17 protein-coding genes are annotated in these 13389 nt (G+C 39.2%); 14 read left to right on the top strand and 3 right to left on the bottom strand.

Annotated features, from left to right (window positions below):
* Window positions 1-115: 115 nt before the first annotated feature.
* On the bottom strand, window positions 116-664 hold the full coding sequence (locus tag EHQ16_RS15615; RefSeq protein ID WP_135632148.1) for a hypothetical protein: 549 nt from the start codon (window positions 662-664) through the stop codon (window positions 116-118).
* A 57-nt stretch (window positions 665-721) separates the two neighbouring features.
* Between EHQ16_RS15615 and serA the strand changes: the two genes are divergently transcribed.
* Genes serA through EHQ16_RS15600 form a run of 3 tightly spaced genes read left to right on the top strand, consistent with a single transcriptional unit; the run spans window position 722 to window position 3553 of the window.
* Window positions 722-1945, top strand: a complete 1224-nt coding sequence (gene serA / locus EHQ16_RS15610) for a phosphoglycerate dehydrogenase (RefSeq protein ID WP_135632147.1) — start codon at window positions 722-724, stop codon at window positions 1943-1945.
* A gap of 23 nt (window positions 1946-1968) precedes the next feature.
* Complete coding sequence (locus EHQ16_RS15605; RefSeq protein WP_135632146.1) at window positions 1969-2745, top strand: hydroxyacylglutathione hydrolase; 777 nt, start codon at window positions 1969-1971, stop codon at window positions 2743-2745.
* Window positions 2746-2752: 7 nt separating this feature from the next.
* Window positions 2753-3553 (top strand): endonuclease, encoded by an 801-nt coding sequence (locus EHQ16_RS15600; protein WP_135632145.1) that lies wholly within the window; start codon window positions 2753-2755, stop codon window positions 3551-3553.
* On the opposite strand, the gene EHQ16_RS15595 is transcribed toward EHQ16_RS15600, so the two are convergent.
* Complete coding sequence (locus EHQ16_RS15595) at window positions 3543-4445, bottom strand: LysR family transcriptional regulator (protein ID WP_135632144.1); 903 nt, start codon at window positions 4443-4445, stop codon at window positions 3543-3545. The two genes, EHQ16_RS15600 and EHQ16_RS15595, sit on opposite strands and share 11 nt — an antisense overlap.
* A 98-nt stretch (window positions 4446-4543) precedes the next feature.
* Between EHQ16_RS15595 and EHQ16_RS15590 the strand changes: the two genes are divergently transcribed.
* From EHQ16_RS15590 to EHQ16_RS15540, 11 genes are all read left to right on the top strand, one after another.
* Window positions 4544-5554, top strand: a complete 1011-nt coding sequence (locus EHQ16_RS15590) for a zinc-binding alcohol dehydrogenase family protein (protein WP_135632143.1) — start codon at window positions 4544-4546, stop codon at window positions 5552-5554.
* Window positions 5551-6342 carry an SDR family NAD(P)-dependent oxidoreductase gene (locus tag EHQ16_RS15585; protein WP_135632142.1) on the top strand — a complete coding sequence of 264 codons (792 nt, stop codon included), beginning with the start codon at window positions 5551-5553 and terminating at the stop codon, window positions 6340-6342. Before EHQ16_RS15590 ends, EHQ16_RS15585 begins: the two co-directional genes overlap by 4 nt.
* Before the next feature lie 93 nt (window positions 6343-6435).
* Window positions 6436-7818, top strand: coding sequence for a dihydrolipoyl dehydrogenase (locus EHQ16_RS15580; RefSeq protein WP_135632141.1), 1383 nt, complete (start codon window positions 6436-6438; stop codon window positions 7816-7818).
* Entirely contained in the window at window positions 7815-8846 is a 1032-nt protein-coding gene (trhO, locus tag EHQ16_RS15575) for an oxygen-dependent tRNA uridine(34) hydroxylase TrhO (RefSeq protein ID WP_135632140.1), read from the top strand. Before EHQ16_RS15580 ends, trhO begins: the two co-directional genes overlap by 4 nt.
* On the top strand, window positions 8847-9764 hold the full coding sequence (locus EHQ16_RS15570) for an ABC transporter ATP-binding protein (protein ID WP_135632139.1): 918 nt from the start codon (window positions 8847-8849) through the stop codon (window positions 9762-9764).
* Window positions 9765-9766: 2 nt separating this feature from the next.
* Window positions 9767-10537: an ABC transporter permease gene (locus EHQ16_RS15565; protein WP_135632138.1), complete on the top strand. Its 771-nt coding sequence runs from the start codon at window positions 9767-9769 to the stop codon at window positions 10535-10537.
* Window positions 10521-10802: a BolA family protein gene (locus EHQ16_RS15560; protein ID WP_135583305.1), complete on the top strand. Its 282-nt coding sequence runs from the start codon at window positions 10521-10523 to the stop codon at window positions 10800-10802. The genes EHQ16_RS15565 and EHQ16_RS15560 overlap by 17 nt, the downstream gene beginning before the upstream one ends.
* Before the next feature lie 15 nt (window positions 10803-10817).
* Window positions 10818-11489, top strand: coding sequence for a glutathione S-transferase family protein (locus tag EHQ16_RS15555; RefSeq protein WP_135632137.1), 672 nt, complete (start codon window positions 10818-10820; stop codon window positions 11487-11489).
* A gap of 1 nt (window position 11490) precedes the next feature.
* A complete protein-coding gene (locus EHQ16_RS15550) occupies window positions 11491-11715 on the top strand; it encodes a BolA/IbaG family iron-sulfur metabolism protein (protein WP_015679816.1) in 225 nt (74 codons plus the stop codon).
* 2 nt (window positions 11716-11717) lie between these two features.
* A complete protein-coding gene (grxD, locus tag EHQ16_RS15545) occupies window positions 11718-12026 on the top strand; it encodes a Grx4 family monothiol glutaredoxin (RefSeq protein ID WP_002982746.1) in 309 nt (102 codons plus the stop codon).
* 6 nt (window positions 12027-12032) lie between these two features.
* The gene (locus EHQ16_RS15540; protein ID WP_135583303.1) at window positions 12033-12275 is read left to right on the top strand and encodes a glutathione S-transferase N-terminal domain-containing protein; all 243 of its coding nucleotides are present in this window, start codon (window positions 12033-12035) and stop codon (window positions 12273-12275) included.
* 106 nt (window positions 12276-12381) lie between these two features.
* On the opposite strand, the gene gshAB is transcribed toward EHQ16_RS15540, so the two are convergent.
* Window positions 12382-13389, bottom strand: a complete 1008-nt coding sequence (gshAB, locus tag EHQ16_RS15535; RefSeq protein ID WP_135632136.1) for a bifunctional glutamate--cysteine ligase GshA/glutathione synthetase GshB — start codon at window positions 13387-13389, stop codon at window positions 12382-12384.

Genomic DNA, 13389 nt, shown 5'->3' with positions numbered 1-13389 from the left:
AAATTGGCAGTGTGACTTTTCACTAAAATTTTTTGTAAGAGAAGTTCAGAACATAAAAAAGCCTCCAGGGAAAATCTCCTTGGAGGCTTTTGTTTTTAAGAAACGTAAGAAAACTTTACTTTCGGTAGATATTTAATTTTGGTTCTGATTCGATGGTGCGGATCAGTTTTGATAAATTAGACTGAAAGGTAGCTGTTTGGTTAGAACTTAAATTATAATTAATAGTTTCTTTTCTATTTGTATAACTTATTGCAATCGATTGATTCTCACCGATTTTCGGGATGAGATCAGAAGAGATGGCAGAACTAATGATAATCGTATCAGAATAATCTGTATTGGTGCGTTTTAGGTTATACCAAGTTTCCCCTAACTTTAAGGAAACACCAATCGGGATGTCTACGTCAAAGGTTCCAATTTCATAGAGGAGAAAGTACTGCACAAGTCCCGTGCCATTGTCCCTTTCTGCTTTAAAATACACACAAGGACGTTTCCCCGGAAACAACCAAAGAAATCGTTGTAAACAGAGATCTTTAGAAATAGCCGTTTGTTGCTCTAAAGTTGGTTCTGGTGTGACCACATAGGCTTTGGTTCCAGAGCAGGAAACAACAACCAGAAAAATGAGAAAAATGGAGGAAATTCGGGTAAGGGAGAAGATTCTTTCCATGGTAAGCTCAACCTTTTTCGACGTGCAAGGTTTGGCAAAGGAAAAAATCCTGTTCCTATGGTATCTTATCCCAAAGGAAAAATAAAAGTCCTACTTCTGGAAAACGTCCACAAGGATGCTTACGAACTTTTCCACCGAGACGGTTTTGACGTGACCCTCGTCAAAGATGCGATGGAAGAAGCGGAACTCATCGAAAGGATTTCGGATGTACACGTTTTAGGCATTCGTAGCAAAACAAATGTTACAACCAAGGCCTTAGAAAATGCTAAAAAATTAATGACTATTGGTTGTTTCTGTATCGGAACCAACCAAGTGGAACTAGAGGAAGCAGAAAAACGTGCTGTTCCTGTATTCAACGCCCCTTATAGCAATACAAGATCGGTTGCGGAACTTGTCATCGCTGAGATCATTATGCTCGCAAGAAAAGCTACCGACCAATCGCGCGATGTACATTTAGGGAAATGGAATAAAATTGCAAAAGGTTGTTTTGAAGTTCGGGGAAAAACACTCGGAATCATCGGTTATGGACATATTGGATCTCAAGTTTCTGTCCTTGCTGAATCTATGGGGATGAAGGTTGTTTTTTACGACATCATATCCAAACTTCCTCTTGGAAACGCATCTTCTGTACACAGTTATGAAGAACTGCTACAACAATCTGATTTTATTACCTTCCATGTTCCCGAAACAGATGAAACAAAAAATCTATTCCGCAAAGAACATTTGAATCTAGTAAAACCTGGTGCTTATTTGTTAAACCTTTCTCGTGGAAAAGTATTAGAAATTGATGCTCTTGTGGAAGGCCTAAAATCAGGAAAACTCGCCGGCGCAGGTGTAGACGTTTTTCCTGAGGAACCAAAATCCAATGACGATCCATTTGTTAGCCCACTGCAAGGATTACCAAACCTAATCCTAACACCACATATCGGTGGTTCTACGGAAGAAGCACAAAAAAACATTGGAACAGAAGTTGCTGAAAAACTTTTAAAATATGTGAACAATGGATCTACAACGTTTTCTGTGAACTTTCCAAACATTGAATTGGGGAATTTAAAATCAGGTTACCACCGAATTTTAAACATCCACCAAAACCAACCTGGATTTTTAAGAGATATCAACTCGATCATTTCTGATTTAGGTGGAAACATTTTAACACAAAACTTAAGTACCTCATCAAATATTGGTTATTTGAGTATGGAAATTGATAAAAATTTGGGTGATGAACTAAAAAATAAAATCAAAGCCCATAAACATTCCATTCGCACTCGAATCCTGTATTAAAATTTTGGGAAGGATACATCCAAATGATTGAGATCCTTCCCATTTTTACCAATTCTCCCCTCAGAAACTTTAGTTACCTTGTTTATTCCAATAGAACAGGTGAAGCCTATTGTATTGATCCCTTTGATGCAAAGGGAGTCCTTGGTTATGCGAGAAAGTTAGGAATCAAAATCAAAGGAATTTTAAATACTCACGAACATGGTGACCATACCCAAGGGAATTTAGAACTAAAAGAAGAAACAAAAGCAATTATCTACGGACATAAAGATGCCAAACATAAAATCCCTGGACTGGACCAAATTTTAAAAGAAGGTGATATTGTTTTTTCTGTGGAAGAGGAATCACTTGCCGTTTGGGACACACCTGGGCATACATTCTCTCACCTAAGTTTTGTTCGTAAAAATCCAAAAACAGTTTTAGGAATTTTTTCGGGTGATACTTTATTTAACGTAGGGGTGGGAAATTGTTTTCGCGGCGGAGAACCCAATGTTTTGTACGATACAATACGATCTCGATATGAAACCCTTCCGGACTCTTGTTTACTCTATCCTGGACATGATTATTGGGAAAACAATCTGAAATTTGCAGAACATATTGATCCTGAAAACAAGTTCCGCGAAGAATTTCAAACTTCCCTACAGCCTTATCAGGTTTCTGAAATGGGGATAGAAAAGAAACTGAATCCATTTTTCAGAAGGACAACCAGTTCTGTCAAAAACAGACTCGAAGAATTACAGGAAAAAATATCCGATGACCGTTCTGTATTTTTAACCTTACGAAAGTTAAGAGACAACTGGTAATTCATTTATGTCGGACGAAAAATTTTCAAATAACCAGTCTTTTTGGAAGAATACTCTACTCGTAACGACTAGTATCTTGTTGTTATCTTTCGTTAGTTTCTACCTGTATTCTGATTCAGAAGAAAAATTTACCGATGGATCAAAACCACAAAAAGAGTTTGATTTTCAAAAAGCCAAACGTGTTTTGAAACGATTTTATAAAAAAGTAGGAACCGATTTTTACTGCGGATGTAAGTTCTCCGAAGATTCGGAAGTCCAAGGAAGACTTAAAATTGACTTTGAATCCTGCGGTTTAAATAGCCGAAAAGACAACCACCGCCAAACATGGATTGAATGGGAACATATAGTCCCAGCTCATAGTTTTGGTAGTACCCGCGAATGTTGGATAAAAAAAGATTGTGAATCCAATGGAAAACTTGTGCGGGGGCGTAAATGTTGTCAGGTTACTGATCCAGAGTTTAACCAAATTGAGGCGGACTTACACAATATTGTTCCAGTTCCCGGTGAAATCAATGCGGATAGAGGAATCTTCCCTTATGGAGAAATTGAAGGAGAAGAAAGAAATTACGGGTTATGTGATTTTGAAATCAATTTCAAAGAACAAACAGCAGAACCAAAACCAAACATTCGCGGAGACATCGCACGCACCTATTTTTATATGGAATGGAAATATGGAATTGCGGTTCCTGAAAATAGAAGAAAACTCTATGAATCCTGGGATAAATTAGATCCACCCGATACATTTGAAATTAGGAAAAATGAAATCATTGAAAAAATTCAAAAAGTGAAAAATCCATTCATCGATTGAATTTGAAACTACATTCCGATTCTAAAAAATTACGAAAAACCATCATTCGCCGAGAAGGTGTTCTATTATTCGGATGAACCACCCAAACACTACCAAAATTTTCCAAAGGATATGCACCTAGTATGGGAATGAGTTTCCCACTTTGGACTGCCTCCTCTATATCCCAAAAAGATCTAATAAGAACTCCTTTTCCTTTTAATCCCATCTGCACCAGACTTGCCGCATCGTTTGATAAAAAATTTCTTATTCGACTCACATCATTCAAACTAAAATTGGTTCCCGAAAAACGAAGAACCTTATGTAAATCCAAATACAAAAGATTATGGGTTTCCAAATCTTTTGGCGAATTGATTTGTTTATGGGTTTTGATATACGAGGGGCTTGCAACGATAGAGACTCGATTTTTAAATAGTTCTGTAGCAGTTAACCCTGGAGGGACTTCCGTCCCCACTCGAATTCCGATATCGATAGATTCTTCCATAAGATCGAGCAAACTATCGGTGACGATGAGTTGGATGGTAATTTTGGGATTTTGTTCCTGGAACTTCTCGATAATCTCGGAAACAAAATTATTCGACATAGAACTTACACAAGTCACACGGAGGGTTCCTTCTAACTCATCTTTGTTGGCCAGCGAGTTTTCTAAATCCTTTACATTCTCAAGGACTGTGATGACTTTCTGAAAAATCAAATCGGCATCTCTTGTAGGGATCACCTTCCTTGTGTTCCGGTAAAACAACTGGGTGTTCCAAACCTTCTCTAACCCTTGGATTCGTTTGGCAATCGCTGCCTTGGTCACTCCCAATCGGGAAGCCACTTGGGTGAAACTTCGTTCTTGTACTACCAAAACAAAGGTTTTTAGGTCATCTAGATCACGGATGGAAGGAATCATTCCCCAATTGTAAACTAAATGTATACAATAAGTCAAGCAAGTAGCACATTGAATCTTTTTTATTTACAAAAATCCACCCACCAAAGAGACCGAACATTATGAAAGCAATTGTTTCTGTTTATGATGCCAAAGAAAACAAATCCGTATTACGGTCGTTAGAGATTCCAAAAGAACCACTGGGGGATCATGATGTTCGTGTCCAAGTGATGGCGGTCTCAGTCAACCCAGTGGACTATAAGGTTCGAAATTCGATCTCATTAGAAAATCCTGGTCCCAGAATTTTAGGATGGGACGCAGCTGGTGTGGTTACAGAGCTAGGTGCCAAGGTTTCCACTTTGAAACTAGGAGAGGAAGTTTATTATGCGGGGGACATCAAACGACCAGGAAGCAACGCGGAATTTCAGGTAGTGGATGAATGGATCGTAGGGAAAAAACCAAAAAACTTAAATTTTAAAGAAGCTGCCTCTCTTCCATTAACAACGATTACAGCCTACGAATCCATTTTCGAAAAATTAAAATTGGATCCAATGGCAAAAAAGATTGTTCTCATTGTTGCCGGTGCGGGTGGTGTGGGAAGTATCGCAATCCAAATCTTAAAACAAATGACAAAGGCCAATGTGATTGCCACTGCTTCCAGGGAAGAATCGATTGTTTGGGTCAAATCTCTCGGTGCGGATTTAGTTGTGAATCCAAACAAAGATTACCTGGAACAAATCCAATCCTTGGGACAAAATGGTGTAAACGAAGTCCTTCTCTTTAGTGATCCGAAAGACCATTTCGAAAATTTAGCCAAGGTGCTCCTTCCCTTTGGAAATATTTGTTCCATTGTGGAATCCGGCTCTCCCATCAATATGAATCTACTGAAATCCAAAAGTAATGGGTATTTGAATGAGTTTATGTTTACAAGGTCTATGTATCAAACAGAAGATCGTATCAAACAAAAACAATTGTTAGAAGAAATTGCAGTACTTGTGGAAAAAGGAAAAATCAATCCGACCAATCAGTTGGATTTGGGAGAGATGACAGAAGAAAGTCTAAACAAAGCACACGAACTTTTACAAACAGGAAAAACAATTGGTAAAATTGTACTCGGAGGAATGAGAAAATGAATACAGGTTTAAAAGATAAAAAAGTATTAGTGACAGGATCCACAAAAGGAATTGGATTCCAAACGGCCCTTGGTTTTGCAAAGGAAGGAGCAGAAGTTTTTATCCATGGTCGGTCGGACAAAGCGGTGGAGGCAGCCAAGGTCGAAATCAAATCCATCCTACCCAATGCAAAGTTAGGTGGAGTGGCCGCAGATTTAGTAACAGAAGAAGGAATCCAAAAACTAACCAAACAAATTCCGGATCTTGATGTTTTAATCAACAATGCAGGATACTTCGAACCAAAACCTTTTTTTGAAATCACAAGAGAGGATTGGCAAAAAATGTATGAAACCAATGTCTTAAGTGGCGCAGAACTCACACAAAATTATTTGCAAGGAATGTTAAAAAGAAACTACGGTCGTGTTGTTTTTGTTTCAAGTGAATCAGCTCTCAACATTCCCGTAGAGATGGTGCATTACGGGATGAGTAAAACGGCTCAACTTTCCATTGCACGTGGGAGTGCCGAAGTTTGTAAGGGAACAAATGTTACCGTCAATTCTGTTCTGCCCGGTCCCACACTGTCCGAAGGGGTAGAAGAATTCATCGATGCCCTAGCCAAGGAAAAGGGAAAATCAAAGGAAGAAATGGCAAGGGATTTCATCCGGGAAAATAGACCTTCTTCACTTGCGGGAAGATTTGCAAAACCGGAAGAGATTGCCAATGTGATTGTTTTTTTGGCGAGTGACCTCGCTTCCATGATTAATGGAGCATCGGTCCGAGCTGATGGTGGGGTATATAAATCGATTTGAAATCGAAATTTAGGCGGCAGTTCTTTCTAAATTTGGGAAAAGAGATTTTGCTTCATTTACAGAAAACTGCCGAATTTCGATGCTGGAACCTGTATGAAAGAATATGACATCATTGTCATTGGTGCGGGTGCGGGAACCAAACTGGTCACCCCACCCTCCAAAATTGGCAAACGAGTGGCTGTGTTTGAAAAAGAAACTCCCGGCGGGACTTGCCTCAACCGAGGTTGTATCCCATCGAAAATGGTGATTTACCCTTCGGAACTCATTCGTCTCTCAGAGGGTACAGAAAAGTTTCCTGTATTTTTCAAAGATAAACCCGTAGCCGATGTGACTCAAATATTCCGACGAGTGAGCGAAACAGTAAAACAAGATTCTGATTCCATTCCGATCGCCTACGACAAAAATCCAAATATAGATTATTATCCGAAACAAGTTCGGTTTATAGACAATCGGATTCTATCCGATGGACAAGAAACTTATACCGCCAAACATATATTCATTGTTACAGGGACAAGACCCAATATCCCCGATATCCCTGGACTAAAAACAACGCCCTTTTGGACATCGAGAGAGGCACTGTCTCCAGACAAGTTCCCAAAATCACTTCTCATCATTGGTGCCGGATTTATTTCTTTGGAACTAGGAGCTGCCTATCAGGCATACGGTTGCCAAGTGACAGGACTCACAAGAACAGACGTTTTGCGGTCAGCCGATGGCGAGATCAAAAACGAATTAAACAAACATTTACCCTTTCCAATTGAAGCTCATTACCAAATGAAAAAAGTAGAATTCAAAGATGGATTGTTTACTGTAACAGGAAAAACAGCAGAGGGAAAATCTACCATTCATACAGCAGAAAGGCTTCTAGTAGCAACAGGAATCCGACCGAACACCGATGACCTAGGTTTGGAACATACAAAGATCCAAACTAACGCGAGTGGGTATATCCAAGTGAGTAATACCTTAGAAACCACGGAACCAGGAATTTATGCCTTTGGTGATGTGATCGGACGTTTTTTCTTTAGGCACAGTGCCAACTTTGAAGGGGAGTATCTCTTTGACCATTTGTATGGAACAAAAACCAATCTTCCCATCAATTACCCACCAATGCCAGAAGCAGTCTTCACCCACCCACAAATTGCCAGTGTAGGTTATACCGAAGAAGAACTCATCCAAAAACAAATTCCTTATTACAAAGGAGTAAACCCTTATTCTTCCAGTGCCACAGGAATGGCAAGAATGTCCGATTCTGGTTTTGTGAAAGTTCTTGTTTCCAAAGAAACCGAACAAGTGATAGGTGTCCATATCATTGGAGATGAAGCAGCAAATCTCATCCACCAAATCCTTCTCGGTATGTATTTAAAAGCAAAGTTGGATGATTATTTAGGAATGATTTACATCCATCCCGCCATTTCTGAAATTACGAGAAATGCTTTCCGTAAAGTAAAAGAAGAAAAACTAAAAGGGACAAAATGAAAAAGTTTTTATTCAATCGTTACGATAAAGAAACCTTAAAAAAACGTGTGGAAAGTGATACAAGGGAACGCCGAGTCATTTCCTTCTACCGATATGTAAAAATCGAAGACCCTCTTCAATTTCGAGACCAACTTTATGATGCCTTCGAAGATTTAGGAATTTTGGGAAGGATTTATTTAGCAAAAGAAGGAATCAACGCCCAATTTTCGATTCCCACTGAAAACTACGATCTTCTCCGAACGGCAGTAGATTCGATATCCGAACTAAACAAAATTTATTTTAACGATGCAGTAGAAGATAAAAAAGAAAGTTTCATCAAACTGGCGATTAAAGTTCGGAAAAAAATTGTCGCAGATGGTTTGGATGATTCACAATTTGATCCTTCTGATGTGGGAACCCACCTAACACCATTAGAATTTCATGATGCGTTACAAGAACCTGGGGTCATTGTTGTGGATCTCCGGAATAATTATGAATCCGAAGTGGGACATTTTGAAAATGCAATTTTACCTGACGTAGGAACATTTAGAGAAGAACTACCCCTTGTCGAAGATCTTTTAAAAGAGGATAAGGACAAAAAAATCCTACTCTACTGCACCGGTGGAATACGCTGCGAAAAAGCCAGTGCTTACTTAAAGTATAAAGGTTATTCTAAGGTGCACCAATTACAAGGTGGAATCATCAATTATGCTAAGGCAGTTCAAGATGCGGGAGTCCCATCAAAGTTCAAAGGTAAAAATTTTGTTTTTGATGACAGGTTAGGAGAAAGGGTAACGGATGATATCCTTACCGTTTGTTATGTTTGTGGGAAACCAAGTGACCGACATACCAATTGCGCGAACCTTGGTTGCCATGTCCTTCTCATCCAATGTGAGGATTGTTCCAAAGAACTTCTAGGTTGTTGTTCTGAAGAGTGTAAAAACATCATTTTACTCCCTGAAGAAATTCAGAAAACATTACGAAAAGAAAATATAAAAAACAAAAAATACCCAACCCACCACCTAACAAGAAAACTAGTAGGAAAATAAATGCAAAAATATGCAATCGAACTCGAAGGTTTAGAAAAAACATACGGGAGTGGAGTGAAGGCCCTTCGCTCAATCAATCTCAAGGTAGAATCGGGAGATTTTTTTGCCTTACTTGGACCAAACGGTGCAGGAAAATCTACGACCATAGGAATTTTGAGCTCTCTTATCAATAAAACAGGAGGGAAAGTCAAAATCTTCGGAACCGATATAGACACAAACCCCGACCTTGCCAAAACCTTTCTCGGGATTGTTCCCCAAGAATTTAATTTTGGAATTTTTGAAGGTGTAGAACAGATTTTAATCAACCAAGCTGGTTTTTACGGAATCCCTTACAAAGAAGCCAAAGGAAAAGTAGAATACTATCTAGAGAAACTTTCACTCATCGACAAACGAAAGTCAGCTGCTGGCCAACTCAGCGGGGGAATGAAACGAAGGCTTATGATCGCCCGTGCCCTTGTCCACGATCCCAAACTTCTAATTTTGGATGAACCTACAGCAGGAGTAGACATAGAAATCCGTAGATCCATGTGGGATTTTTTAAAGGAATTAAACCAAGCAGGAAAAACCATCATCCTCACAACCCATTACCTAGAAGAGGCTGAATCACTTTGTAAAAACATTGCGATCATTGACAAAGGGGAAATTGTCGAAAATACATCGATGAAAAAACTCCTCCACCGTTTGGACAAAGAAACCTTTATTATCGATTTAAAAAAATCCATCAAATCCAAACCCATGTCAAAAAAATTCAGCTGGGAATGGTTAGACGATCACAGTTTAGAAGTGCAATTGGATAAAAAAGAATCGGTAAACCAGCTATTTACGGAACTGACAAAACTAAAATTAGAAGTTTTGAGTCTTAGAAACAAATCCAACCGACTGGAAGAACTATTCTTATCATTAACAGGAAAAAACTAATTATGTGGAAACAAAACTTCACAGCCTTACATACCATTGTGAGAAGAGAATGGATTCGAATCATTCGGATTTGGGTGCAAACTCTTATCCCACCAGTCATTACGATGGCTCTTTATTTTTTGATCTTTGGTGAACTCGTCGGACGCCAAATTGGAAAAATTGGAGATTTTACTTATATTGAATTCATTGTGCCGGGACTCATTATGATGAGTGTCATCACGAATTCCTATAACAATGTGGTTTCTTCTTTTTTCTCTAGTAAATTCCAAAAAAATATAGAAGAGTTACTCGTCTCCCCCACATCACCTTATACAATTGTCATTGGATATACGTTTGGCGGAGTGGTTCGTGGTATCTTTGTGGGAATTTTAGTCACTCTCACTTCCCTGTTTTTTACTAACCTTAGGTTCTATAATCCTTTTGTGATTATTATTACCATTCTAATGACTTCAATTTTGTTTTCTCTTGGTGGGTTTGCCAACGCCCTTTTTGCAAAAAAGTTTGATGATGTGACCATCATTCCCACTTTTATACTCACCCCTCTCACTTATCTGGGTGGGGTGTTTTATTCGATAAGGAACTTACCTGAATTTTGGCAAACGGTTTCTTATTGTAATCCAATTCTATATATGGTGAACTTATTTCGATATGGGTTTATCGGTGTTACCGATGTAAATTTATATTTTTCTTTTGGTTTTATCACTCTACTTTCGGGATTTCTTTTTCTTTTCAACGTGAGGTTAATGAAAATCGGTTATGGCATCAGAAACTAAAGAATCAAGACTCAGCAGGATGGAAAAAATCCTCAAGGAAAAATTCCAACCAAGTTCCCTTTCCCTTCGAGACGTATCCCTCGAACATGCAGGCCATCCCGGAATGACCAAAGATTCAAAAGAAACCCATTTCCGGTTGCAGATGGTTTCCTCGTTATTTTCCGGAAAATCTACAGTCGAAAACCACCGATTGGTCTACGCGACACTCGGAGAAGAATTTAAGAAAGGGCTCCATGCCTTGGAAATGGATCTTTCCGCCCCATAAAAGAGTCTAATAGTTATGATCAAACCAGTTCTTATTAGTTTTAAACTTTGCCCTTTTGTCCAACGTTCCGTCATCAACCTTCTGGAAAAGAAAGTGGATTACGATATCAAATACATTGACCTTGCAAACAAACCCGATTGGTTTTTAAAGATATCTCCTTTTGGAAAAGTTCCCGTCTTACAAGTAGGAGACGATGTGATTTTCGAATCTGCAGTCATCAATGAATACCTAGACGAAACAAGTGCACCGGCCCTTCATCCCAAAGACCCCATTAAGAAAGCAAAACACCGCTCCTGGACAGAATTTGCCAGTGCCCTTCTCGTGGACCAATACGGTTGGACCATGGCCAAAGAAAAATCGGACTCTGATAAAAAACGTGAGGAGCTACTTTCCAAATTCAAAATTTTAGAAGCGGGACTTCCGACCCAAGAAGGCAAATCGCTCTATTTTGCCGGAGAGAAAATGCACTTAGTGGATACTGCTTTTGCCCCGTTTTTTATGAGGTTACAATTTTTAGCCGACCACAAACCGGAACTCTACTTACTAAAAGATTTTCCAAAAATTCAAAAATGGAGTGAAACTCTACTTTCATTGCCATCGGTAAAGAATTCTGTTTTACCGGAAGTGCCTAAAGAATATCTTGAATTTATCAAAGCCCACCATTCCTGGATGGGAGGAATACTATAGGATGACAATCCCAGAAATCCAAAAGAAAATTGAAGATGGCCTACCCGGCTCTAAAGTGGAAATCTTAGATCCCTATCGGGACGGGGTCCATATCAAGGCAGTGGTTACCTTTTCTGGTTTTGCCGGCAAAGGCCTGATTGAACAACACCGGATGGTGTATGCCACTTTGAAAGATGAATTAAAAGAAGAAATCCATGCATTGGCATTGGAAACTAGGAGCGAATAACCATGGAACAAGAGTTAAAGGATAAAATTGAATCCTTAATCAAATCAGAAAACGTGTTTCTATTTATGAAAGGAACACCGGAAATGCCACAATGTGGATTTTCAGCAGGAGTTGTCACAACTCTCAAACAACTTGGAATTCCGTTCGGTTCATTCAATGTTCTTTCTGATATGAAAATCAGAGAAGGAATCAAAGAATTCACAAACTGGCCGACCATCCCACAACTCTATATCAAGGGTGAATTTGTGGGTGGCCATGACATCACCATCCAAATGGCTCAGTCTGGCGAACTGACAAAAAAAGCGGGATAAACTCCAATGATTCGCCTCTACCAATATGATACTTGTCCCTACTGCCAAAGAGTGATTCGCGCTGCGGAATCTCTCGGGCTAGTCGTGGGAAAAGACATAGAATACGTAGAGGCTTTTCAAGGGACTCCTGGTCGAGCAGAAGTAGTCAGGCTCGGTGGGCAGTCCCAAGTCCCCTTCCTTGTGGATGGAAATGTCCAGATGTATGAATCTGCCGACATCATCGCCTATTTAAGATCTAAATATTCTTAATATTTACTGGATCGTTTTTCAATTTTACCGTTCACAAACGATTAACTTCTGATTTTTTTAAATCTTTCATTCAGTCGTTGTAAACTGAATGAGATTCTAACCTAAATCAATCAAACCCAAGTAAATCTAAAATCTTATCACCAACAAACCTTGGTTTGCCGGAATAGGGAAACTCATGGATATAAAGCACTGGATTAAAGTTAATTTCTAGAATGGCATAGGTTTTTACATTCGGTTTTGATTCAATCTGGGAGGATATGATATCGATCCCACAAATCACAGCCCCAGCCGCTTTGGCCGCAGAGACGGCTATGGCTTTAAAATCAGGATGTACATTGTCCGTAACATCTAGTGAATCCCCGCCGGTAGAAATGTTGGAGTTCTTTCTTAAGAAAACCTGTTTCCCTAAATCAGGAACCGAATCAAAACCAAGGCCTTGGTCTTTTAGAATTTGTAATTCCACGTCAGACATTTGAATTTTTTCCAATGCGGTTTTATGGCCTTCTCCCCGCCTCGGGTCTTCATTCTTCTTTAGAATCAGTTCACGAATCGAATTTTTCCCGTCTCCCGTTACGTTTGCCGGCACTCGGTTACAAACAGCAATCACCTCATCCCCAAGAACTAAAAATCGATACTCCGGCCCTTCGATGAATTCTTCAATGATGATGGAATTAGAAAGTCCAAGAGCAATGTTAACAAATGATGTAAACTTATCTAAACTATCTCCTGGTTCGGAGATTCCAATCCCCAATCCGAAGTTTGTTGTCACAGGCTTTATCACTTTCTTTTTATCTAAAAAGAAAGTATAGTCAGAAAGGGCTGTTTCTAAGTTTGAATAATTTCTGCCTACGGGAACTCGAATTCCACTTTCCTCTAACACTAGTTTGGAGGCGATTTTATTCTCCATAACTAGGTAAGTCATCAAACTATCGAGTTTTGTTTTACTTGCCTCTTTGACAAATTCGGAATGATTTCCTTGTATGAGCCGAAGGAAATTTTCCTTTCGGTCTACCATCTCCACTTGGATCCCGCGAGCTAAGGCATCCCGAATGATGATCTGTGTGGAAATTTCTAAATCTTCAAAGCCAGAAGGTAATGGTTTTGTATCCGTCAC

The sequence above is a fragment of the Leptospira kanakyensis genome, assembly GCF_004769235.1.
Classification (GTDB): Bacteria; Spirochaetota; Leptospiria; order Leptospirales; family Leptospiraceae; genus Leptospira_A; species Leptospira_A kanakyensis.
Note: the sequence above shows the minus strand (reverse complement) of the source record. Positions and strands in the feature narration are given on the sequence as shown.